The organism is Georgenia sp. M64 (genome assembly GCF_038049925.1).
Lineage (GTDB): Bacteria > Actinomycetota > Actinomycetes > Actinomycetales > Actinomycetaceae > Georgenia.
Window position 1 is genome coordinate 653375 of record NZ_CP145809.1, and the last position, 22308, is coordinate 675682.

The 22308-nt window shown below is 74.3% G+C and carries 20 protein-coding genes and 2 pseudogenes; 12 read left to right on the forward strand and 10 right to left on the reverse strand.

The window, feature by feature from the left end:
• Positions 1-56: 56 nt before the first annotated feature.
• From folE to lysS, 10 genes and pseudogenes are all read left to right on the forward strand, one after another.
• The gene (folE, locus tag AAEM63_RS02870) at positions 57-653 is read left to right on the forward strand and encodes a GTP cyclohydrolase I FolE (RefSeq protein WP_341361289.1); all 597 of its coding nucleotides are present in this window, start codon (positions 57-59) and stop codon (positions 651-653) included.
• 102 nt (positions 654-755) lie between these two features.
• Positions 756-1547: a dihydropteroate synthase gene (gene folP, locus AAEM63_RS02875; protein ID WP_341361290.1), complete on the forward strand. Its 792-nt coding sequence runs from the start codon at positions 756-758 to the stop codon at positions 1545-1547.
• 7 nt (positions 1548-1554) lie between these two features.
• Positions 1555-2580 carry a 2-amino-4-hydroxy-6-hydroxymethyldihydropteridine diphosphokinase gene (folK, locus tag AAEM63_RS02880; protein WP_341360191.1) on the forward strand — a complete coding sequence of 342 codons (1026 nt, stop codon included), beginning with the start codon at positions 1555-1557 and terminating at the stop codon, positions 2578-2580.
• Positions 2577-3062 carry a DUF3180 domain-containing protein gene (locus tag AAEM63_RS02885; protein WP_341360192.1) on the forward strand — a complete coding sequence of 162 codons (486 nt, stop codon included), beginning with the start codon at positions 2577-2579 and terminating at the stop codon, positions 3060-3062. Before folK ends, AAEM63_RS02885 begins: the two co-directional genes overlap by 4 nt.
• A 13-nt stretch (positions 3063-3075) precedes the next feature.
• Positions 3076-3582, forward strand: a complete 507-nt coding sequence (locus AAEM63_RS02890; protein ID WP_341360193.1) for a PH domain-containing protein — start codon at positions 3076-3078, stop codon at positions 3580-3582.
• Positions 3579-5168, forward strand: a complete 1590-nt coding sequence (locus AAEM63_RS02895; RefSeq protein ID WP_341360194.1) for a PH domain-containing protein — start codon at positions 3579-3581, stop codon at positions 5166-5168. The genes AAEM63_RS02890 and AAEM63_RS02895 overlap by 4 nt, the downstream gene beginning before the upstream one ends.
• Before the next feature lie 7 nt (positions 5169-5175).
• A pseudogene (locus AAEM63_RS02900) lies at positions 5176-6063 on the forward strand (DUF2520 domain-containing protein); the annotation flags it as partial.
• Positions 6064-6279: 216 nt separating this feature from the next.
• A pseudogene (panC, locus tag AAEM63_RS02905) lies at positions 6280-7089 on the forward strand (pantoate--beta-alanine ligase); the annotation flags it as partial.
• Between the two features lie 5 nt (positions 7090-7094).
• Positions 7095-7601: an aspartate 1-decarboxylase gene (gene panD / locus AAEM63_RS02910; RefSeq protein ID WP_341360195.1), complete on the forward strand. Its 507-nt coding sequence runs from the start codon at positions 7095-7097 to the stop codon at positions 7599-7601.
• 102 nt (positions 7602-7703) lie between these two features.
• Entirely contained in the window at positions 7704-9242 is a 1539-nt protein-coding gene (gene lysS / locus AAEM63_RS02915; protein WP_341360196.1) for a lysine--tRNA ligase, read from the forward strand.
• Here lysS and AAEM63_RS02920 read toward each other — a convergent pair.
• From AAEM63_RS02920 to AAEM63_RS02960, 9 genes are all read right to left on the reverse strand, one after another.
• Positions 9229-10218, reverse strand: a complete 990-nt coding sequence (locus tag AAEM63_RS02920; protein WP_341360197.1) for a DUF4349 domain-containing protein — start codon at positions 10216-10218, stop codon at positions 9229-9231. The two genes, lysS and AAEM63_RS02920, sit on opposite strands and share 14 nt — an antisense overlap.
• Positions 10219-10346: 128 nt before the next feature.
• The gene (locus AAEM63_RS02925) at positions 10347-11468 is read right to left on the reverse strand and encodes a GNAT family N-acetyltransferase (RefSeq protein ID WP_341360198.1); all 1122 of its coding nucleotides are present in this window, start codon (positions 11466-11468) and stop codon (positions 10347-10349) included.
• A gap of 46 nt (positions 11469-11514) precedes the next feature.
• A complete protein-coding gene (locus tag AAEM63_RS02930) occupies positions 11515-12150 on the reverse strand; it encodes a lactate utilization protein C (protein ID WP_341360199.1) in 636 nt (211 codons plus the stop codon).
• Positions 12150-13640, reverse strand: a complete 1491-nt coding sequence (locus AAEM63_RS02935) for a LutB/LldF family L-lactate oxidation iron-sulfur protein (protein ID WP_341361291.1) — start codon at positions 13638-13640, stop codon at positions 12150-12152. Before AAEM63_RS02935 ends, AAEM63_RS02930 begins: the two co-directional genes overlap by 1 nt.
• Positions 13641-13654: 14 nt before the next feature.
• Complete coding sequence (locus AAEM63_RS02940) at positions 13655-14452, reverse strand: (Fe-S)-binding protein (protein ID WP_341360200.1); 798 nt, start codon at positions 14450-14452, stop codon at positions 13655-13657.
• Between the two features lie 104 nt (positions 14453-14556).
• Positions 14557-15399, reverse strand: coding sequence for an SMP-30/gluconolactonase/LRE family protein (locus AAEM63_RS02945; RefSeq protein ID WP_341360201.1), 843 nt, complete (start codon positions 15397-15399; stop codon positions 14557-14559).
• Between the two features lie 196 nt (positions 15400-15595).
• Positions 15596-17119, reverse strand: a complete 1524-nt coding sequence (glpK, locus tag AAEM63_RS02950) for a glycerol kinase GlpK (RefSeq protein WP_341360202.1) — start codon at positions 17117-17119, stop codon at positions 15596-15598.
• A gap of 105 nt (positions 17120-17224) precedes the next feature.
• Positions 17225-17974 (reverse strand): MIP/aquaporin family protein, encoded by a 750-nt coding sequence (locus AAEM63_RS02955; RefSeq protein WP_341361292.1) that lies wholly within the window; start codon positions 17972-17974, stop codon positions 17225-17227.
• A gap of 184 nt (positions 17975-18158) precedes the next feature.
• Positions 18159-19850 carry a glycerol-3-phosphate dehydrogenase/oxidase gene (locus AAEM63_RS02960; protein ID WP_341361293.1) on the reverse strand — a complete coding sequence of 564 codons (1692 nt, stop codon included), beginning with the start codon at positions 19848-19850 and terminating at the stop codon, positions 18159-18161.
• Positions 19851-20029: 179 nt separating this feature from the next.
• On the opposite strand from AAEM63_RS02960, the gene AAEM63_RS02965 reads away from it, so the two are divergent.
• Entirely contained in the window at positions 20030-21025 is a 996-nt protein-coding gene (locus AAEM63_RS02965; protein WP_341360203.1) for a sugar-binding domain-containing protein, read from the forward strand.
• The gene (locus tag AAEM63_RS02970; RefSeq protein WP_123916922.1) at positions 21025-21534 is read left to right on the forward strand and encodes an amino-acid N-acetyltransferase; all 510 of its coding nucleotides are present in this window, start codon (positions 21025-21027) and stop codon (positions 21532-21534) included. Before AAEM63_RS02965 ends, AAEM63_RS02970 begins: the two co-directional genes overlap by 1 nt.
• A 196-nt stretch (positions 21535-21730) precedes the next feature.
• Here AAEM63_RS02970 and AAEM63_RS02975 read toward each other — a convergent pair whose 3' ends face one another.
• Complete coding sequence (locus AAEM63_RS02975) at positions 21731-22219, reverse strand: hypothetical protein (RefSeq protein ID WP_341360204.1); 489 nt, start codon at positions 22217-22219, stop codon at positions 21731-21733.
• Positions 22220-22308 lie beyond the last annotated feature (89 nt).

Below are 22308 nucleotides of genomic sequence, written 5' to 3' on the forward strand. Positions count from 1 at the left end.
CACAGTCCCCGGAGGAGCCGGGTGGCGTCGCGGACCGCGCCAGCGACGCCGCCCCGCTGCTCGACGGCGGCACCGCCGTGCGGCCCTACGACCCCGAGGGCGTGCGGCGCGCGGTGCGCGACCTCCTCGTGGCGGTGGGGGAGAACCCTGACCGCGAGGGGCTCGCCGGGACGCCCGAGCGGATGGCCCGGGCCTACGCGGAGATGTTCGCGGGGCTGACGGAGGACCCCGCCGAGCACCTCGACGCCGTCTTCGACATCGGGCACGAGGAGATGGTCCTCGTGCGCGACATCCCCCTGTACTCGATGTGCGAGCACCACCTCCTGCCCTTCCACGGCGTCGCCCACGTCGGGTACATCCCCGCCGTCGACGGCCGGGTGACGGGGCTGAGCAAGCTCGCCCGCCTGGTCGAGGGCTACGCCCGCCGGCCCCAGGTCCAGGAGCGGCTCACCTCGCAGGTGGCCGACGCGCTCGTGGCCCGGCTCGAGCCGCGCGGGGCGATCGTCGTCGTCGAGGCCGAGCACCTGTGCATGTCCATGCGGGGCGTGCGCAAGCCCGGCGCCCGCACGATGACGTCGGCGGTGCGAGGTCGGATGCGCAACGCCGCCACGCGGTCGGAGGCCATGAGCCTCATCCTCGCCGGCACCCGCTGACGAGGCCGATAGCCTGGGACGGTGTACTCGAGCGATGGACCACGACGCCGGGCGCCGGCCGGGCTGCCGCGGGCGCTGCGGGACCGCTCGCGCACGCTCGTGATGGGCGTCGTCAACGTCACGCCCGACTCCTTCTCCGACGGCGGCCAGTGGTACGACACCGAGGTGGCCATCGCCCACGCCCGGCACCTGGTGGCCCAGGGCGCGGACCTCGTCGACGTCGGCGGTGAGTCCACCCGTCCCGGCGCCGAGCCGGTCACCCCGGCGGAGGAGCTCGCCCGGGTTCTGCCCGTGGTCGAGACCCTCGCGCGCGAGGGGGTCGCCGTCAGCGTCGACACCATCAACGCCATGACCGCGCGGGCGTGCGTCGAGGCCGGCGCCGTCGTCGTCAACGACGTCTCCGGCGGTCTGGCGGACCGGTCGATGGCGGCCACCGTGGCCGACACCGGCACCACGTACGTCATCCAGCACTGGCGCGGCACCCCCGAGACGATGGCCTCCCTGGCCGTCTACGACGACGTCGTGGGCGAGGTCTTCGCCGAGCTCGCCGACCGCATCTCCGCCGCCCACGCCGCCGGGGTGCGCGACGAGCAGATCGTCCTGGACCCGGGCCTGGGCTTCGCCAAGGAGGCGGAGCACAACTGGCGCCTGCTGGCGCACCTCGACGACCTCGCCGCCCTGGGCTACCCCCTGCTCGTGGGTGCCTCCCGCAAGCGGTTCCTCGCCGGGGTGGTCCCCGCACAGGTGGCGGCCGAGCCGCTGGCCCGCGACGCCGCCACCGCGGCCGTGAGCGCCCTGGCGGCCGCCGCCGGCGTCTGGGCGGTCCGCGTCCACGAGGTCGCCGGGACGGCCGACGCCGTGCGGGTCGCCGCGGCCTGGCGGTCGGGGCGCTGATCCGCAGGTGAGCATCCCGGGCCCCGACGGGCGCGACCTCGACCGCATCCGACTGCTCGGGCTGCGTGCCTTCGGCCACCACGGCGTGCTCGCGCACGAGCGCGCGCAGGGCCAGACCTTCACCGCGGACGTCGTGCTCCACCTCGACACGCGTGCCGCCGCCGCCACCGACGACCTCGCCGACACGGTCAGCTACGCCACGGTCGCCGAGGACGTCGTCGCCGTCCTCGGCGGGGAGCCGGTGGACCTGCTGGAGACCCTGGCCGAGCGCATCGCCGCGGTCGTGCTCGCCCACGGGGTCAGCGCGGTCGACGTCACCGTGCACAAGCCCGGCGCCCCGCTGTCGGTGCCCTTCGACGACGTCGAGCTCGTCATCCGCCGTCACGCGGGCCGCGACGACGAGGACCGCGGCACCCCCGGGATGCCGGCCGCCGGCAGCGCCGAGGACGTGAACGGCGAGGCGACCGGCGACGCGGGCCCGCTGACCACCCGCCCCGCCGCGGAGGTGCCTTTCGTCCTCGCGCTCGGGGCGAACCTCGGCGACGCCGCCGCCACCCTGCGAGAGGCCGTCGCGGCGCTGACGGCGGCCGAGGACGTCGAGGTCGGCGCCGTCTCGCCGCTCGCGCGGACCGCCGCGGTGCTCGCGCCCGGGCAGCCGGACCAGCCCGACTACCTCAACGCCGTCGTCGTGGGGACCACCGCCCTCGCGCCGCTGGAGCTCCTGGGCCTGGCGCGCCGCCTCGAGGACGCGCACGGCCGGGCCCGGGAGGAGCGCTGGGGGGCGCGCACCGTCGACGTCGACGTCATCACCTACGGCGACCTGCAGTCCGACGACCCGGAGCTGACGCTGCCGCACCCGCGCGCGCACGAGCGGGCGTTCGTCCTGCTGCCCTGGTCGCAGGTGGCGCCGGACGCGGTGCTGCCCGGCCACGGCGGCGTGGCCGAGCTCGCGGACCGGGCCGCCGACCGCTCCACCGTGCGCTGGCTGGCGCTCGACTGGCTCGAGGGTCCCGGCGAGCAGGGGGCCCGATGACCCGCACGTCGGCGCGCTCCCTCGTGCTCATCGCCGGTGGCGTCCTCGTCCTGGCGCTGCTGGTCCTGTCCGGCCTGGACGGGCGCGGCTACCTCCCCGTCCCGGTGCCGCTCGCCAGCGCCCTGGGGCCGGCCCTGCTCTCCGTGCTCCTGCTGTGGCTGGGGCGCGGGGTGCGGCGCCTCATCCGGCGTGAGCACACGTTCATGACCCCGCTCGGCGCGGCCCGGGTCGTCGCGCTCGCGAAGGCCTGCGCGCTCGTCGGCTCGGCCCTGGTGGGCTACTTCGGCGCCCAGCTGCTCCTCACCCTGGACAACCTGGGCGCCCCCCTGCCCCGCGCCCAGGCGTGGGCCGCCGGTCTCGCCCTCGTGGTGAGCCTCGTCCTCGTCGGCGTGGCGCTCCTCGTGGAGTGGTGGTGCCAGGTGCCCCCGGAGGACGACGACCCCGACCACCCGCGCGGCCCCCGGGCCGTGAACCCCGCCTGAGACGAAGGACACCATGGACGCCACCCCGGCCGTGCCGGTGCACGACCCCTTCCAGCCCGAGGGCATCACCTTCACCCCCGTCTCGCGCGGCCTCGTCACCGCCCGCCTCGTCGTCGCCGCGGCCGTGCTGGTCCCGGTCGGTGTCGTCGCCGTGGCGGCGGCGGTGATGGTGGGCGGATGGGCGTGGACGGCTCCCGCCGTCGTGGTCGCGGTCGCGGCCTGGCTCGTGTGGCTCGTGCCGCGCCAGGTCGGTGCCATCGGCTACGCCGAGGCCGAGGACGACCTGCTCGTGCGCAAGGGGATCCTCTTCCGCTCCCTCACGGTGGTCCCCTACGGTCGGATGCAGTTCGTCGACGTCGGTGCCGGCCCGCTGGACCGCCGCTTCGGGGTCGCCGGGGTGCAGCTGCACACCGCGTCTGCGCAGACCGACGCCAAGATCCCCGGCCTCCCGCCCCAGGAGGCGGCGCGGCTACGGGACCGGCTGACCGCGCGCGGCGAGGCCCGGCTGGCGGGGCTGTGACGCTCCTGCCCGGGGACGCGGCCGACGAGGGCGGGACCGTCTCCCCGACCGGGGCGGACGCCGCGCTCCGCGACGCGAGGGATCCCGGCGACGGGACGGCCCCGGGTCCGCAGTGGCGGCGGGTGCACCGCATCACCCCGGTGCTCAACGCCTGGAAGGCGGTCGTCGCGCTGCTGTTCTTCCTCGTGTGGCAGGTGACCGATCAGCTCGACACCGTGCCCACCGACCTGTGGCAGACGATGGGCCGGTTCCGGGGCGTCGCCCTGCTCGTGGTGCTGGGACTCGTCGTGGTGGTCGCGGCGGTGGCCACCCTCTACTCGGTGCTCGCCTGGCGCCGGACCCTCTTCGCGGTGGGCACCGAGTCGGTCGACCTCCACACCGGGATCCTGTTCCGCCAGCAGCGGCACGCCCGGCTCAACCGGGTGCAGGCGGTGGACGTCGTCCAGCCGCTGCTCGGCCGGCTCTTCGGGCTGGCCCAGGTGCGGGTGGAGACCGCGGGCGGCGGCGGGTCCAACGTCGTCATCGGGTACGTGCCCGAGGCCGACGCCCAGTCGCTGCGCAACGAGATCATGGCCCGCGCCGCCGGCGTGGTGGTCCCCGCGCCGGGGGAGGTGGGCGCCGGACCCGTCGCGGCGGCGCCCGAGCGTCAGGTCCTCGAGGTCCCGGCGACGCGCATCATCGGCGGGCTGCTGCTCTCCGGCGGCATGATCGGGTTCGTCCTGACGGTTGTCGGGCTCGTCGTCGTCGCCCTCGTCGTGGGCTCCGTCGGCCCGGTCTTCGGCGTGCTGCCCGCGCTGCTCGGCTCCGGCGGATACCTGTGGAGCCGCTTCGCGGGGGAGTTCGGCTTCCGCTCCGCGCTCTCGCCCGACGGCATCCGGCTGCGGCACGGGCTGCTGGAGACCCGCACGCAGACCCTCCCGCCCGGGCGGGTGCAGGCCGTGGAGCTGAGCCAGGCCCTGCTGTGGCGGCGGCGAGGATGGTGGCGCGTCCAGGTCAACGTGGCCGGGTACGGCGCCGAGACGGCGGGGAACAACGTGGTCGAGACGGTCCTGCTGCCCGTCGGGGACCGGGGCGAGGCGCTGACCTCCCTGTGGCTGGTGCTGCCCGACCTCGGGGTCGAGGACCACCGGGAGCTCCTCGACGCCGCCCTCGGCGGCGCCGGGGGCGGTGCCGGCTTCCTCACGAGCCCACGCCGCGCCCGGTGGGTCGACCCGTTGGCGTGGCGGCGCACCGGCCTGCGCATCACCGGCACGGCGATGGTGGTGCGCCGCGGCCGCCTCGTGCGGCGCGTCGTCGTCGTCCCGCACGAGCGGACCCAGTCCCTCGCCCTGTCCCAGGGGCCGCTGGAGCGTCGGCTCGGCCTGGCGGACCTGCACGCCCACTCGGTGCCCGGCCCCGTCACCCCGGTGGTGCCGCACCTCGACGCCGAGCTGGCCCGTGACCTGCTCCTGGAGCAGGCCCGCCGGGCCCGCACCGCTCGCGCGGCGGAGGGGCCCGAGGAGTGGATGCGCCGCGTGGCGGTCCCGGGGTCCGACGACGTCCCCGGCCCGGACGGCGACCGGCCCACCGGCACGGGCCTGGGATGATGGACCGGTGAGCAGCTCCACCACTCCTCGTCCGGGCCGGCTCGGCGTCGGCGTCGTCGGGGCCGGGCGGGTGGGCGCCGTGCTGGCCAACGCGCTGCGCGCGGCCGGGCACGCCGTCGTCGGCGCCACGGCCGTCACCGAGGCCAGCCGCGACCGGGTCGACGCCCTCCTGCCCGGCGTGCCGGTGCTCACGGTCGAGGACGTCGTCGAGCGCGCCGAGCTGGTCCTGCTCACCGTCCCCGACGACGTCCTGCCCGACCTCGTCCGGGGTCTGGCCGACCTGGGCCGGTGGCAGCCCGGCCAGCTCGTCGTCCACACCTCGGGCCGGCACGGCACGGAGGTCCTCGCGCCCGCCCGGGCGGCGGGGGCGATCCCGCTGGCGATCCACCCCGCGATGACCTTCACCGGCACCTCGCTCGACCTCAACCGGCTCAGCGGCTGTCCGTTCGCGGTGACCGCCGCCGCCCCGGTCCTGCCGATCGCGCAGGCGCTCGTCGTCGAGATCGGCGGGGAGCCGGTGGTCCTGGGCGAGGACCAGCGCCCGGCGTACCACGCGGCCCTCGCGCACGGCGCCAACCACCTCGTCACCCTCGTCGCGCAGGCCGGGCGTGCCCTGACCGCCACCGGGGTGGAGGAGCCGGGCCGCTACCTCGAGCCGCTGCTCACCGCGGCCCTCGACGGCGCCCTGCGCGGCGGCGAGCAGGACCTCACCGGCCCGGTCGTGCGCGGCGACGTCGGTACCGTCGGTGCCCACCTCGCCGCTCTCGCCTCCCTGGGCCCGGACCTCGAGGACGTCCTCGCAGGCTATCGGTACCTCGCCCGCGCCACCACCCGCCGGGCGCTCGCCGCCGGACGCATCGGGGAGGCGGCGGCCGCGCGGCTCCTCGACGTGCTCGTCGAGCCCGCCGGCGCTGCGCCGGTCGGCGGTGCGACCGCCGGGGCGCCCGGTGCGGTGACGGCCGCCGGGGGTGCGGCGCCCGCCGGGACGACCGGGCCCGCCGGGACGGCCGCGCCCGCCGACTCCGCCGCGTCCGCCGGGGCGGCCGCGCCTGGCGCCGGCGCGACGGCTGCCGTGGTCGAGCCGGTGCTGGCCCGCACCCGCCGCGAGCTCGCCGCCGCCCTGGCCGCGCTGCCCGGCCGGACCGCGCTGGTGATGACCATGGGGGCGCTGCACGACGGACACCTCTCCCTCGTGCGCGCCGCGCGGGAGCGGGCCGACCACGTCGTCGTCTCCGTCTACGTCAACCCGCTCCAGTTCGGCCCGGGCGAGGACCTCGACGCCTACCCCCGCGACCTCGAGGGCGACCTCGCGCTCCTCACCGGCGCAGGGGTCGACGTCGTCTTCGCACCCGACGACGCCGAGGCCTACCCCGCCGAGCCGCTCGTCCGCATCGACCCCGGTCCGGTGGCCGGCGTCCTCGAGGGCCGCACCCGACCGGGCCACTTCGCGGGTGTGCTGCAGATCGTGGCGAAGGTGCTCGCCCTCGTGCGCCCCGACGTGGCGGTCTTTGGCGAGAAGGACGCCCAGCAGCTCGCGCTCGTGCGCACCCTCGTGCGCGACCTCGACCTCGGCGTCGAGATCGTGGGCGTCCCGATCCGCCGCGAGCCCGACGGCCTGGCGATGTCCAGCCGCAACGCCTACCTCTCCGCCCCCGAGCGGACCAGGGCGCTGGCCCTCTCCCGGGCGCTGGCCGCCGGGCGGGACGCGGCGGGGCGCGGTGTCGCCGCTGCGCTCGCCGCAGCCACGGACGTCCTCGAGGCGGCCGAGGGGGTCGAGGCGGACTACCTGGCGCTGGTCGACCCCGACACGTTCCTGCCGCTGCCCGAGGGTGCGACCGGCCCCGGGCTGCTCGCGGTGGCCGCCCGGGTGGGCACCACCCGGCTCATCGACAACACCCGCGTCGATCTCGGGGGACAATGATCCTGATGACCGAGTTCACCACACCCCGATCCCTGCTCCGCCCGATGATGATCGCCAAGATCCACCGGGCGACGATCACGGCTGCCGACCTGCACTACGTCGGGTCGATCACCGTCGACGCGGACCTCCTCGACGCCGCCGACGTCCTGCCCGGCCAGCAGGTCGACGTCGTCGACGTCACCAACGGCGCCCGGCTGACGACCTACGTCATCCCCGGTGAGCGCGGCAGCGGCATCCTGTGCATCAACGGCGCGGCCGCCCACCTCGTCCACGCCGGGGACCTCGTCATCCTCATCGCCTACGGGCAGATGTCCGACGCCGACGCCCGCACCTACACCCCCCACGTGGTCTTCGTCGACGAGCACAACCACATCCTCGACGTCGGCGACGAGCCGGGCGAGGTCCCCGACGTCGACGCGGGGGAGGCGCGGCACGTCGAGCCCAGCGGGGTCTCCATCCACGCCTACCGCGACTCCCTGCCCGGTGCCCGCCGGTCCGAGTTCGACATCTGAGCGACCGCGCCGCGCGCGGCCGGGACGGGCCGTGACCGGGGTCATCCTGCGCCGGGGGATCCCGCGCGGGAGCGCGCCGCGGCCGGCGGCTACCCTTGTCCGGTGACCGAGCAGACCACCACCGTGGACACCGGCGACCTGGCGCACGACGACGCCCCCGAGCAGGTCCGTGTCCGGGCCGAGAAGCGCCAGCGCCTCATCGACGGCGGTGTCGACCCCTACCCGGTCACCGTCCCGGTCACGACGACGATCGCCGCGGTGCGCCGCGAGCACGCGGGGCTGGCCGCCGGTGAGGAGACCGACGTCGTCGTCGGCCTCGCCGGGCGCGTGATGTACCTGCGCAACACGGGCAAGCTCGCCTTCGTCACCCTCCAGGACGGCGAGGGCAACCGCCTGCAGGCGATGCTCTCGCGGGCCGAGGTGGGCGAGGAGTCGCTCGCCGCGTTCAAGACCGACGTCGACCTGGGCGACCACCTGTTCGTGCGCGGCCGGGTCATCGCCTCCCGGCGCGGCGAGCTGAGCGTCCTGGCCGACTCCTGGGCGCTGGCCGCGAAGGCCCTGCGGCCCCTGCCCAAGACGTACGAGACCGAGGACGGGCACCAGGTGGCCCTGTCCGAGGAGGGGCGGGTGCGGCGCCGTCACCTCGACCTCATCATGCGCCAGGGTGCCCGCGACATGGTCCGCACCCGGTCCGCGGTCGTGCGGTCCCTGCGCCGCACCCTCGACGAGCGCGAGTTCGTCGAGATCGAGACCCCCATGCTGCAGATCCAGCCCGGCGGCGCGGCGGCCCGGCCGTTCGTGACCCACATGAACGCCTACGACGTCGACCTGTACATGCGCATCGCCCCCGAGCTGTTCCTCAAGCGGGCGGTGGTCGGCGGCATCGAGAGGGTCTTCGAGATCAACCGCAACTTCCGCAACGAGGGGGCGGACTCCACCCACTCGCCCGAGTTCTCCATGCTCGAGGCCTACGAGGCGTACGGCTCCTACGACACGATGGCGGAGCTGACCCGCTCCCTCGTCCAGCGCGCCGCGACCGACGCCTTCGGGTCCACGACCGTGACCCTGGACACCGGCGAGCAGTACGACCTCGGCGGGGAGTGGACCACGCTGAGCCTGTACGACTCCCTCTCGGGTGCGCTGGGGGAGGAGATCACCCCCGGGACCCCGCGCGAGCACCTCGAGCGGCTCGCCGACCGCCTCGACCTCGACGTCGCCCCGCACTACACCCCGGGCAAGATCGTCGAGGTGCTGTGGGAGGAGCGGGTCGGCGACCACCTCATGGAGCCCACGTTCGTGCGCGACTTCCCGGTGGACACCTCCCCGCTGACCCGCGCCCACCGGTCGGTGCCCGGCGTGGTGGAGAAGTGGGACCTCTACGTGCGCGGCTTCGAGCTGGCCACGGCGTACTCCGAGCTCGTCGACCCGGTCGTCCAGCGCGAGCGGTTCGCCGCGCAGGCCCTCGTGGCCGCGGCCGGCGACCCCGAGGCGATGGTCCTCGACGAGGACTTCCTCGAGGCGATGGAGCAGGGCATGCCCCCGGCCGGCGGGATGGGCATGGGCATCGACCGCCTGCTCATGGCGCTGACCGGCCACGGCATCCGCGAGACGATCACCTTCCCGCTGGTCAAGCGCCGCTGACGGGCGGTCCGGTCGGCCCGGCCGGCGGGTGGGTCGGCCCGGTCGGCGGCTGCCGGGGCGGCGGGGCCTGCTGCGGGGCTGCGGCCGGCGCGAGCGGCTGGTGGGCGGGTGCCGGCCCGGGCCCACCGGGGTGCGGCGCGGCAGCCCGGCGACGGCGCCGCCACAGGGGCAGGGCGATCGCGGCGATGACGGCGGCGAGCGCGATCCACGGCAGGAGCACCCCGAGGGTCACGAGCACCGCGCCGACGAAGGAGACCAGCGCGTCCCAGCCGGTGCGCAGGCCGCCGAGGAAGCCCGAGGGCTCCAGGGTCGGCGAGCTGCGCGCCACGAGCTGGACCGAGACGGTGGCCATCGCGACCTGCTCGCCGATGTAGCGCCGCTCGGCCTTGAGCGCCTCGAGCTCGGACTGCCGCTCGTTGAGCGCGGACTCCGCGGCGATGAGTGCCTCGGAGCTCTGGGCGTCGGCGAGGAGGCCGAGCAGCCGGTCGACCGAGGCCTCGAGCGCGCCGATCCGCGCGTCCAGGTCGCGGGCGGTGCCCGTGACGTCGACCGAGCCGATGTCGAGGTCGCGCTGCTCACCCAGCTCGGCGAGCGCGTCGAGGGTGTCGTCGAGCTCGTCGGACGGGACCCGCACGACCAGCCACGCGGACGGCTCGAAGCCGTCGCCGCCGGCCTGTTCGGACCGCTCGTCCACGCGGCCGCCGGCCGCGCGGACGATGGCGGTCACCTCGTCGGCGGCCACCGCCGGGTCCTCGACGACCAGGGTCATCGAGCCGGTGCTGATGACCTGCCGGTCGCCGTCGACGACCTCCCCGTCGCTGTCCGTGACCGGGCCGTCGCCGCCCTCGTCGCCCCCGGGCGCGCCGACGCCCCCGCCGCCGGCGGACTCCTCCGCGGTGTCGCCGCCGCCCATGCTGCAGGAGGCGAGGAGGAGCAGCAGGACGAGCAGGGCCGAGAGCCGGCGCAGGAGCCTCATGCTCAGAAACTAGGGCCGCGCCGGGTCCGCCGTGGCCGCGTTGCTGGTTCGTGACAGGATCGAGGCCACCTCGTGACCTGCGGCGTCACCTCCGTGCGTCGTCACCGTGCCCCCGCCGGCCCCGTGCTCTACAGCGTCAGGGCCATCCCCACGGCCGGGTCGGTCTCGGCGAACCCGTGGCGCCGGTAGAGCGCGGCGGCGTCGGGCTCGGCGACGAGGGAGACGTACGCGCCTGCCGGGGCGTGGTCGCGCAGGTGCGCCAGGAGCTCGGCCACGACCTGCCCGCCCAGGCCTCGCCCCTGGTGCGCCGGGAGCACGCAGACGTCGACGAGCTGGAAGAAGCTGCCGCCGTCGCCCACGACGCGGCCCATCCCGACCACCTCGGAGCCGTGCCGCACGACGACGCCGTGCCAGGTCCCGGCCAGACCCGCCACGGCGGCCTCGTCGGTGCGCGGGGTCAGTCCGCACGCCGCCCGCAGCGCCCGGTACGTCTCGGGAGAAGGCCGGCCGGTCTCGACCCGGTAGCCGCCGGGCGCGGCGGGGAGGGGACGCTCCTCGGTGGCGGCTGCCCTCAGCAGGTCCTCGATCCGCGCCTCGGCCTCGTCCACCCGCACCTTCCGGGCCCCCTTGGCGGTGAGGTCGGCGATCATCGCGGGCTCGTTGCGGTACAGGCTCAGCCCGCGCCGCACCAGTGTGATCGGGGGCTTGCGGGACTCGCCGAGGTCGCGCAGGAGCCGGAACCAGAAGGTCTGGGCGCGGGGCCGCCAGATGCACAGGGCGTCGGCGAGGATGTCCTCCTCGCGGCACGCCTCGACGATCTCCGCGGCGAAGATACCCTCGGCGATGAACACCGGGAAGCCGTCCAGGGAGAGCTGGGTGGTGCCGGTGCGCCGGTTGGTGGGGATGTCGTAGACGGGCAGCTCCGCCTGCCCGGTGCTGGACAGGCGCAGCAGCGCGTCCATGGCGCCGGCCCGGTCCCAGGTGGCCGGGGAGTCCCAGTCGACGACGCCGTAGCGCCGGGGCAGGGCGGGGTGGTCGCCGTCGAGGTAGAAGTCGTCGAGGGAGACCACCGGCAGGCCCATGCGGCGGGTCAGCGACGTCTTGCCCGCGCCGGACGGGCCGGTGAGGAGCACGACCCGGGCGGTGGGCCGCCGGCTGCCCGGGGGCAGGTCGAACAGGCCCTCCTGGGGCCCGCCGGCGGGCCGGGAGGTGACGGCGTCGTCGGTGGTGGACGGCGCGCCGTCGGGCATGGTGGCTCCTGAGGTCGGGGGCTGCGCCGTCAAGGATAGGCGGTGCTCAGCCGAGGATGACGACGTCGAGGGTGCGGGGGCCGTGGACGCCCTCGACCCGGACGAGCTCGATGTCCGACGTCGCGGACGGTCCCGCGATCCAGGTCTGGGGGCGTTCGGGGTGCCGGCCGAGGACGGCGACGGCCTCGGGCACGGTGGCGACCACCTGGTCGCGGCGCAGGACGCACACGTGGTGGTCGGGCACGAGGCTGAGCGCGCGCCGGCCCTGGTCGGGCTGACCGTCGAGGACGATCGTGCCCGTCTCGGCGATCGCGACGCGGGCCGCCGTGACGACGGCGCCGGCCCGGTCGAGCTCGGCGTTGCCCAGCGGCGGGGTGTCGCCGAGGACCTCGAGGTCCAGGTGCTCCAGCAGCCCGGTCCACGGCAGGCCCGGGGGGACGACGACGGAGCCCGCCGCCGCGAGGAGCTCGGCCAGCACCTGCGGGAGGCCGGCCTCGTCGGCCGTGTGCACCCGGGCGCGGTAGTCGACGAGGCGGTCAATGAGCAGCTCCAGCGCCTCGGGTGAGCCGGGGGCGACGTCGGAGGAGGCCCGGTACGCACGGACCACCTCGGGCGCCGGGCCCTGCTGGGACCGTGCCAGCGCCTCGTGGACCCGGGCCAGGATCGCCTCGCGTGCCTCCATCACCGCTCCTCGCTCTCGTGCCGGGACCACCACTGCCGGAAGCTCTCGCGCGGGGGCGCCGGGACGTCGCGCACGGAGGTCCAGCCGGCCAGCGGCCCGGGGAGCCGGGCGATGCGCTCACCCCGGGCGACGACCCGGCCCAGGCCCGCCGCGCGGGCGGCCACGGCGAACCGCGAGCCGGACGTCATCACGGCGGCCGCGCCGCGCATCGCCGTGGCCCAGCCGGTGGGCAGCGGGCGGCGCTGCTCCGCCTCGACCATGCGGCCGCGCAGGTGCACCAGCGCCGTCGGGATGTCGATCTTGACCGGGCAGGCCTCGTAGCAGGCGCCGCACAGGGAGGAGGCGAACGGCAGGGAGGCGGTGGCGTCGTGGTGGGGCAGCGCCCCCTTGGTGCCGGTGCCCATGAGCTGGGGGGTGAGGATCGCCCCGATGGGGCCGGGGTAGACCGACCCGTACGCGTGGCCACCGGTGTGCTCGTACACCGGGCAGACGTTCATGCACGCCGAGCAGCGGATGCAGTGCAGCGCCTGGCGGCCCACCTCGTCGGCGAGGGCCTTCGTACGGCCGTTGTCGAGCAGGACGAGGTGGAACTCCTGTGGGCCGTCGCCCGGCGTGACCCCCGTCCACAGGGTCGTGTAGGGGTTCATCCGCTCGCCGGTGGACGAGCGCGGCAGGAGCTGGGCGAAGACCTCCACGTCGCGGAACGTGGGCACGAGCTTCTCGATGCCCATGACCGTCACGAGGGTCTCGGGCAGGGTCAGGCACATCCGCCCGTTGCCCTCGGACTCGAAGACGGCCACCGTCCCGGTCTCGGCGACGGCGAGGTTGGCGCCGGAGATGGCGACCTTGGCGGTGAGGAACTTCGCGCGCAGGTGCGCGCGGGCGGCCATCGCCAGCTCGCGCGGCTCGCTCGTCAGGCCCGCCGGTGCGTCGGCCATGCGGCCGGCGAAGATCTCGCGGATCTCCTCGCGGTTGCGGTGGATCGCCGGGACGAGGACGTGGGAGGGCATGTCGCCGGCGAGCTGGACGATGAGCTCGGCGAGGTCGGTCTCGGTGGCGGTGATGCCCTCGGCCTCGAGGTGCTCGTTGAGCCCGATCTCCTGGGTGGCCATCGACTTGACCTTGACGACCTCGTCGGCGCCCTTGGCCCGCACGAGGTCGGTGACGATCCGGTTGGCCTCCTCGGCGTCGCGCGCCCAGTGCACGTGACCGCCGCGGGCGGTGACGTTGCGCTCGAGCTCGACGAGCAGCGCCGGCAGCTCCGACATCACCTGGTGCTTGATCGCCGCGCCCGCGTCGCGCAGCGCCTCCCAGTCCGGCAGCTCGGCGGTCACGCGCAGGCGCTTGTCGCGGATGGTGCGGGTGGCGTGGGCGAGGTTGCGCCGCATCTGCCCGTTGGCCAGCGTCTCGTGCGCCGCCTCGGGGAACGGCTCACCCCAGCGCAGCGGGTGGGCGGGGGCGTGCGCCGGCTGCGGTCGGACGTTCGGCATGCCGAGGTAGGTGCTCACGGCTTCACCGCCTGGGCCGAGCGGGGCAGGAAGGTCGGTTCCCACGGTTGCTCCCGGGTGCTGGCGAGGATCTCGGCCAGGTGCGCCACGGTGACGCCGGTCCCGTCGCGGGAGAGGCGCCCACCCATGTTCATGAGGCAGGAGTAGTCGCCGGCGGTGAGGACCTCGGCACCCGTGGAGACGACGTTGCGCACCTTCTCCCCGACCATCGCGGCGGAGGTCTCGGCGTTCTTCAGCGCGAACGTGCCGCCGAACCCGCAGCAGGACTCCGCCTCGGGCAGGTCGACGAGGTCGATGCCCTCGACCGCGCGCAGCAGGCGCAGCGGCCGGTCGCCCACGTGCACCATCCGCAGGGAGTGGCAGGTCGGGTGGTAGGTCACCCGGTGCGGGAAGTGGGCGCCGACGTCGGTGAGGCCGAGGACGTCCACGAGGAGCTCGGAGAGCTCGTAGGTGTGCTCCGCGACGGCGGCGGCGTCGCGGGCCAGTCCCCGGTCGCCCACCCGGTCGGCGACCATGGCCTGCTGGTGGCGCACCGAGCCCACGCAGGAGCCCGAGGGCGCGACGATCGCGTCCCACTCGCCGTCGAGGACCGGCGCGAATGCCGCGACGTGGTTGCGCACGACCGGCACCGCCTGGTCGAGGTAGCCGGTGTTGGTGTGCATCTGCCCGCAGCAGGCCTGACCGGGCGGGAAGAGGACCTCGTGCCCGAGCCGCTCGAGCAGGCGCACCGTGGCGACGGGCGCCTGGGGGAACATCGTCTCGGCGATGCACGTCGCGAACAGGGCGATGCGCATGGGGCCTCCTCGTCATCGAGCGGTGACGCGGCTCACGCCGCCGGGCCAGCCTACGGCCTGAACCGGACGGTCACGGCGGGCTGGCGCCGTGGCGCCCGGCGTGATCACCCGGCGTAGGGCAGCACCGGCCGGCCGGGGACGTCCACGCGCAGGCGGAACAGCGCCCCGGCCTGCGGCTCGGGGTCCTCGAGCTTCTCCCGCGAGGTGGTGATGAACAGGTCCTTGCCGTCCTCCCCGCCGAGGGTGCAGGCCGTGACGAGCCGGACGGGGAGCTCGACCTCCTCGAGGATCTCGGCCTCGGGGGAGTACAGGCGCACCCGTCCCACGCGGTTGAGGGCGACCCAGACGTTGCCGGCCGAGTCCACGCACAGACCGTCGGCGCGCCCGTCGTCGGCGGAGTGGAACAGCCGCCGGTTCACCAGCTCTCCGTCGGTGACGTCGAAGACGTCGGTCCCGCCGGTGGCGGTGTCGTTGTAGTAGGCGCGTGTGCCGTCGGGCGAGAAGTCGATGCCGTTGGAGGTGGTGACGGCGGGCAGGACGACCGAGACGTCGCCCGCGGGGGTGATGCGGTAGAGGCGGGCGCCGCCGGGGGTGCGGTCGTAGGGCATGGAGCCGGCGTAGAGGTTCCCGGCCGGGTCGCAGCCGCCCTCGTTCATGCGGACGCCGGGGTCGGACCACATCTCCGGCAGCGGGGTCGCGGGCTCGTCGGCCGCGTCGGCGAGGCCGAGGCCGCGCTCGAGCCCGACGACGTACCCGCCGCGGCTGCGCGGGCGGACGAACGCGGCGACGTCCCCGACGTGGAGGCGGTCGACACCGCCGTCGGCGCGCAGGGTGAGCAGGTCCCCGGCGAGCATGTCGACCCAGCGCAGCCCTCCCCACGTCTCGGACCAGCAGGGCCCCTCCCCGTGGTAGGCGACGGCGTCGGTGATCTGCTCAGGAGTGCTCATGGCCCCAGTCTGTCGGCTCCGGGCGGGCCGCGCGCGGGAGCCGCGGCGCGCGGGACGAGCGCGAGCCCACGCATGCACGAGCCCGGCACGTACGAGGGCACGTACGACCCCGGGCACGTACGACCCCGGGCACGCACGACCCCGGGCACGCACGAGCCCCGGCACGCCAGGCGTGCCGGGGCTCGTGGTGCGGCGACTACTTCACGTCGTCGTCGACCCAGTCGAAGGTCCGCGTGACGGCCTTCTTCCACAGGCGGTAGGTGCGCTCGCGGTCACCCTCGTCCATCGAGGGCGTCCAGCGCTTGTCCTCGGCCCAGTTGTCGATGACGTCCTGCTCGCCCTGCCAGAAGCCGACGGCGATGCCGGCCGCGTAGGCCGCGCCCAGCGCGGTGGTCTCGGCGACCTTGGGACGCACGACGTCCACACCGAGGATGTCGGCCTGGAACTGCATGAGCGTCTCGTTGGCGATCATGCCGCCGTCGACCTTGAGCTCGGTCAGGGCGACGCCGGAGTCGGCGGTCATCGCGTCGTTGACCTCGCGGGTCTGGAACGCGGTGGCCTCCAGGACGGCCCGGGCGATGTGGCCCTTGTTGACGTACCGGGTCAGGCCCACGAGCGCACCGCGGGCGTCGGACTTCCAGTACGGCGCGAAGAGGCCGGAGAACGCCGGGACGAAGTAGGCCCCGCCGTTGTCGTCGACCGTCTTGGCGAGGTCCTCGATCTCGGCGGCGTTGGAGATGATGCCGATGTTGTCGCGCAGCCACTGCACGAGCGAGCCCGTGACGGCGATCGAGCCCTCGAGGGCGTACACGGCCGGCGCGTCGCCGATCTTGTACGCGACCGTGGTGAGCAGGCCGTTCTTCGACGGGACCGGCTCGGTGCCGGTGTTGAGCAGCATGAAGTTGCCCGTGCCGTAGGTGTTCTTGGCCATGCCGACCTCGAAGCAGGCCTGGCCGAAGGTGGCGGCCTGCTGGTCGCCGAGGATGCCCGCGATCGGGATCCCGGGCACCATGCCGCCCTGGCGACCCTCGCCGTAGACCTCGGAGGAGGAGCGGATCTCGGGGAGCATCGACATGGGGATCCCCATGTCCTTCGCGATCTCCTCGTCCCAGCTGAGGGTGGCGAGGTCCATGAGCATGGTGCGCGAGGCGTTGGTGACGTCGGTGACGTGGACGCCGCCGTCCTTGCCGCCGGTCATGTTCCACACGACCCAGCTGTCGGTGTTGCCGAAGAGGAGGTCCCCGGCCTCGGCGCGCTCGCGGGCGCCCTCGACGTTGTCGAGGATCCACTTGACCTTCGGGCCGGAGAAGTACGTGGCGAGCGGCAGACCGACCTTGGCCTTGTACTTGTCCTGGCCCTCCGAGCCGCCGAGCTCGTCGACGATCTTGTCGGTGCGGGTGTCCTGCCACACGATGGCGTTGTAGACCGGCTCGCCGGTGGTCTTGTCCCACACCACCGTGGTCTCGCGCTGGTTCGTGATGCCCACGGCGGCGATGTCGTGGTAGGTCAGGTTGGCGCGGGTCAGGGCGAGGCCGACGACCTCGCGGACGTTCTTCCAGATCTCCAGCGGGTCGTGCTCGACCCAGCCCGCCTTGGGGAAGATCTGCTCGTGCTCGAGCTGGCCCGTCTCGACGATCTGACCGCTGTGGTCGAAGACGATCGCGCGGGAGGACGTGGTGCCCTGGTCGATGGCGAGGACGTACTTCTTCTCGTCAGCCATGGTGTTCCTTTCACCTCGTTGTGATGTGCGTGTGGATCGCGGGCCGGGCGGCAGGTGGTCACCCACCGCCCGGCCGGGTGGCACCGGTCAGGGCGCGGGGTGCTGTCAGACGACCGCTGCGCCGAGCAGGCCGCCGAGGATGCCGCCGACGGCGGGGCCGGCGACCGGCACCCAGGAGTAGCCCCAGTCGGAGGAGCCCTTGCCCCGGATGGGCAGGACGGCGTGGGCGATGCGCGGGCCGAGGTCACGGGCCGGGTTGATCGCGTAGCCGGTGGGGCCACCGAGGCTCAGGCCGATGCCGACGACCAGGAGGGCGACGGCGAGCGGGCCGAGACCCGAGGGCGACGGGCCGAACAGCAGGATGACGAAGACGAGGACGAAGGTGCCGATGACCTCGGTGATGAAGTTCCAGCTGTAGCTGCGGATGGCCGGTCCGGTGGAGAACACGGCGAGCTTCGTGCCGGGGTCGGCGTCCTCGTCGAAGTGCTGCTTGTAGGCGAGGTACATGATGACGGCGCCGAGGAAGGCGCCGACCATCTCGGCGCCGATGTAGATCATGACGTTGCCGATGGTGGCCGGGATCGCGGCGATGCCGAGGTCCTCGTTGCCGCCGAAGAGGTCGCCGCCGCTGGCCCACAGGCCCAGGGTGACGGCGGGGTTGAGGTGGGCCCCGGACTTGTAGGCCACGTAGACGCCGGCGAAGACGGCGAGACCCCATCCCCAGGTGATGACGATCCAGCCGCCGTTGAACCCCTTGTTCTTGGGCAGGATGGCGTTCGCGACGACACCACAGCCGAGCAGGGTGAGCATGCCGGTGCCCATCACCTCTGACCAGAAGATGTCCAGCGCTGACAGTTCTTCCACTGTGCACTCTCTTTCCGGCGACATCGGCGTCGCCATCGATGCGTCTTGCGACGCGGAGGACGGAACACACACAACCGGGCAGGACGATCAAACACCCGGTGCGTGCTCCTGACCAGGAACGGCACCGGTCCTGGTCAGGCGTGTCGTGGGTGGCGGGCCTTTCCCCCCGCCGGTTTCACTCGGTGGCGAGGGGGCGGAGGGGGACGAGGTCGGGGGCCGCCAGGCGGGCCCGCTCGGCCTCCACGTCGGTGTGGGTGCGCAGGGCGGCGGCCTCGGCCTCCGCCAGGGCGGTGTAGGACGCCTTCTCCTCGAGCGCCCGGGCCTCGTCCCAGCCGAGCAGGGGCCGGACGATCTCCGCCATCTCGTCCAGGGCGGACAGGCCCCGGTCGGCGCTCTCGTAGAACAGGCGGATGCGGCGCGCGAGGATGTCCTCGAGGTGCAGGGCGCCCTCGTGGGTGACGGCCATGGCGACCTCGGCCCGGAGGTACTCGGGCGCGGCGGCGAGCGGACGGCCGAGGTCGGGGTCGTCGTCGATCATGGCCAGCAGCGTCGGCAGGTCGGTGCCGTAGCGGCCGAGGAGGTGCTCGAGCCGGTCCGCGGTCCAGCCGTACTGCTGGGCGATCCGGGGCGCCTGGCTCTCGTAGGCGGCCAGCCCGGCGGCCCCGACCAGCGGGGTCGTCGGCGTCACCGAGGGCTTCGCCTTCGCCTCGTGCTTGCCGAGGGCATGGTCCACGGCGTGCTCGGCCATGAGCCGGTAGGACGTGAGCTTGCCGCCGGAGATGACCGTCAGGCCCGGCGCCGCCTCGACGACGGTGTGGTCGCGCGAGACCTTGGTCGACGCCGCGCCGTCCTTGGTGCCGGGCTGGAGCAGGGGGCGCAGGCCGGCGTAGACGCCGATGAGGTCCGCGCGGGTCAGGTTCGAGCGGAGCACCGAGTTCGCGTGCTCGAGCAGGTAGTCCACGTCCTCCGCGGTGGCCACCGGGTGCTGGCGTCCCTCGACCTCCCACGGGGTGTCCGTGGTGCCGATGATCCAGTACCGCTGCCACGGGATGATGAAGAGGACGGACTTCTCGGTGCGCAGGAAGATGCCGGTGCTGCCCTTGATGCGCTCCTTCGGCACGACGATGTGGATGCCCTTGGAGGCCAGCACCTGCAGGCCCCCGCCCGTCCCGCCGAGCGCCTCGGTCTTCTCGGTCCAGACGCCGGTGGCGTTGATGACGTTCTTCGCGCGGATCTCGTGCTCGGTGCCCGTCTCCAGGTCGACCACCTTCGCGCCGGTGACCCGTCCGCCGGGTCCCTTGAGCATGTCCACGACCTGCGTGCGGGAGGCAGCCATCGCCCCGTAGGACTGGGCGGTGCGCACGAGGGTCATGACGAGGCGGGCGTCGTCGACGCGGGCGTCGTAGAACCGGATCGCGCCGATGAGCGCGTCCTCGCGGATGTCGGGGAAGACCTCCAGCGCACGCCTGCGGGTGTAGTGCTTCTGCACCGGGACCGCCATGCCCCGGTGGCCGGCGACCGCCATCGCGTCGTACATGCCCACCCCGACGGCGGAGTAGGCCCGCTCGATGAAGCGCTGCTTGAGGGGCCACAGGAAGGGCTGGGCCTTGACCAGGTGCGGGGCGGTGGTGGTGAGGAGGAGACCACGTTCGCGCAGCCCCTCGGCGACCAGCTTGAAGTCGAGGTTGTAGAGGTAGCGCAGGCCGCCGTGGATGAGCTTGGAGGACCACTGGGAGGTGCCCCCGGCCCAGTCCTGCATCTCCACGATGCCGGTGCGCAGCCCGCGGGTGACCGCGTCCAGCGCGATGCCGGCCCCGGTCACGCCCCCGCCGACGACGAGGACGTCGAGCTCCTCGCCCCCGGTCATCCGCTCGAGGGCCTCGGCCCGGCTCTCCTGCGTCAGCGCTGAAGACGTCACATCTGCTCCCCGCAACTCGGTCCCGAACGGCGACGTCCCAGGTGAGCGCCGCTGCGATTCCTCATCCTTGGGCGATTCGCACCATCGCGCAATTAGGATGCACGTATGTGCACCCCGGTGAGCGGAGCGTGAGCGAGCGTGAGGACGCCGTCTACGAGGCGGCGTCGATGTACTACCTGCAGGACGTCACGATGGAGGTGATCGCCCGGCGGATGGGCGTCTCGCGCTCGACCGTGTCCCGGATGATCAAGGAGGCGCGCTCCTCCGGGCTGGTCCGGGTGAGCATCGAGCCGCGCGGCGACGGCGCGAGCTCCCTCTCGCGCCACCTCCACCAGCGCTTCGGCGTCCGGGCCCGGGTGGTGCCGGTGCGGGCGGGCGCCACGGACGTCCAGCGGCTGGACCAGGTGGCCCGCGTGGCCGGGCGGCTCATCACCGAGTGGGTTCAGCCCGGCACCGTGCTCGGCCTGGCGTGGGGGACGACCCTGTCCGCCGTCGTCGAGCACCTCGTGCCGAAGCACGCGCCGGGCAGCGCGGTCGTCCAGCTCAACGGGGCCGCCAACCCGGTCACCTCGGGGATCCCGCACGCGGGGTCGATCATCACCGCCGCCGCGGAGGCGTTCGACGCCTCCGTCCACCACTTCCCGGTGCCGGCGTTCTTCGACTACGCCGGGACGAAGCAGGCGATGTGGCGCGAGCGCTCCATCCGCAGCGTCCTGACCGTCCAGGCCCGGGCGGACATGGCGGTCTTCGGGGTGGGCGCCTTCACCGGGGCGCTCGCATCCCACGTGTACGCCGGTGGCTACATGTCCGAGGAGGACCAGCAGCTCCTCCGGGCCGAGGGGGTGGTGGGTGACGTGTGCACCGTGCTGCTGCGCGAGGACGGCTCCTACGCCGACATCGAGCTCAACGCGCGCGCGACCGGACCGACCCCCGCCGAGCTCGCCCGCGTCGCGCGCCGGGTGTGCGTCGTCGCCGGCAACGCCAAGGTCCCGCCGCTGCTGGGGGCGCTGCGGGCGCGGGTCGCCACGGACCTCATCATCGACGAGGGGACGGCCCGGACCCTGCTGGACCGTGCGCGCCTGCCGATCCCGGCCGTGCCAGGATCGGGCCGTGGGGAACGCTGATGGCCGCTGAGCCGGTGGTGCGGCAGGCGCTGCCGGCCGACGTCCGCCAGATCTACGACCTCGTCCAGCCGTACGCCGACGAGCGCATCCTCATCGCCAAGGAGCTCATCGACTACTTCGAGGCGGTGCAGGAGTTCGTGGTCGCCGAGGAGCCGGGGTCGCCGGCCCTGCTCGGGTGCGGTGCGCTGCACGTCCTGTGGGACGACATCGCCGAGGTCCGTACCCTCGCCGTCGACGCCGCCGCCCGCGGCCGCGGGATCGGGCACCTGCTGCTCGACGCCCTCGTCGAGCGGGCCCGGTCCCTCGGCCTGCGGCGAGTCTTCTGCCTGACGTTCGAGGTGGACTTCTTCACCCGGCACGGCTTCCACGCGATCGAGGGCACGCCCGTGGGGATGGACGTCTACGCCCAGATGCTGCGCTCGCACGACGACGGCGTGGCGGAGTTCCTCGACCTCGCCAGGGTCAAGCCCAACACCCTGGGGAACACGCGGATGCTGCTCGAGCTCTGACAGCCAAGACTCAGTGGCCCGTCCGCGCGTGGTGACGGTCGGGCAGCAGCGGTGGCGCAGCAGCCGGTTGGGGGAGCAGCCGGTTGGGGGAGCAGCCGGGCGGGGGAGCGGTCGGTCAGGCGCGCCGGGCGGCGTCGGGCGCGTCGGCCTCGCCCGTCAGCCGGGCCGACCCGTCATGGGCGATGGTGCGCTGGGCTCAGCGGCGCAGCACGTGGAGCAGCGCGGCCAGCTGCGCGCTCACGAGGACGCACGCGACGACGGCGACGACCGCCTCGGGGCGCAGCAGCAGCCACGCCCCGGCGACGACCGCGAGGAGGACGAGCTCGGCGACGGCGAGGCGGCCGAGCCAGGACCGCACCGCCGTCGTCACCGTTCGGGGCGCCGCGCCGGCCACCACCCGGCGCAGCCCCCGCCAGGTCAGCGCGGCGGCGGTCAGGGCCACCAGCTGTCCGACGGCGAAGAGGCTCACCCCGGGCCACATGGTCGATGAGCCGGAGGTCAGCACCGCGACGAGCAGCCCCAGGACGCCGAGGGCGACGCTCGCCCCGGCGGTGGCGAGCAGCGTCGTGCGCAGAGCGCGGGTCGCCCGCACGGCCGGCTCCGCCGGATCCTGTTGGGCCGCCTGGTCCTGCTGGTCCGGCTGGTCCCGCTGGGCCGTCTGGTCCGGCTGGTCCGCTGTGCTCACCGGGCGAGGCTACCGGCCGGTGCGGCCGAGGGACGGAACGGGCGAAAGAGCGGGGAACGAACGACCGATCGGGTCACATCCGACGGCCA

Bases quoted from the DNA above. Each gene is read 5' to 3' on its own strand.
- folP (WP_341361290.1), top strand. From the start codon at position 756: ATGGGCGTCGTCAACGTCACGCCCGACTCCTTCTCCGACGGCGGCCAG.
- AAEM63_RS02885 (WP_341360192.1), top strand. From the start codon at position 2,577: ATGACCCGCACGTCGGCGCGCTCCCTCGTGCTCATCGCCGGTGGCGTC.
- AAEM63_RS02890 (WP_341360193.1), top strand. From the start codon at position 3,076: ATGGACGCCACCCCGGCCGTGCCGGTGCACGACCCCTTCCAGCCCGAG.
- panD (WP_341360195.1), top strand. From the start codon at position 7,095: ATGACCGAGTTCACCACACCCCGATCCCTGCTCCGCCCGATGATGATC.
- AAEM63_RS02920 (WP_341360197.1), bottom strand. From the start codon at position 10,218: ATGAGGCTCCTGCGCCGGCTCTCGGCCCTGCTCGTCCTGCTGCTCCTC.
- AAEM63_RS02925 (WP_341360198.1), bottom strand. From the start codon at position 11,468: ATGCCCGACGGCGCGCCGTCCACCACCGACGACGCCGTCACCTCCCGG.
- AAEM63_RS02930 (WP_341360199.1), bottom strand. From the start codon at position 12,150: ATGGAGGCACGCGAGGCGATCCTGGCCCGGGTCCACGAGGCGCTGGCA.
- AAEM63_RS02935 (WP_341361291.1), bottom strand. From the start codon at position 13,640: ATGCCGAACGTCCGACCGCAGCCGGCGCACGCCCCCGCCCACCCGCTG.
- AAEM63_RS02940 (WP_341360200.1), bottom strand. From the start codon at position 14,452: ATGCGCATCGCCCTGTTCGCGACGTGCATCGCCGAGACGATGTTCCCC.
- AAEM63_RS02945 (WP_341360201.1), bottom strand. From the start codon at position 15,399: ATGAGCACTCCTGAGCAGATCACCGACGCCGTCGCCTACCACGGGGAG.
- glpK (WP_341360202.1), bottom strand. From the start codon at position 17,119: ATGGCTGACGAGAAGAAGTACGTCCTCGCCATCGACCAGGGCACCACG.
- AAEM63_RS02960 (WP_341361293.1), bottom strand. From the start codon at position 19,850: ATGACCGGGGGCGAGGAGCTCGACGTCCTCGTCGTCGGCGGGGGCGTG.
- AAEM63_RS02970 (WP_123916922.1), top strand. From the start codon at position 21,025: ATGGCCGCTGAGCCGGTGGTGCGGCAGGCGCTGCCGGCCGACGTCCGC.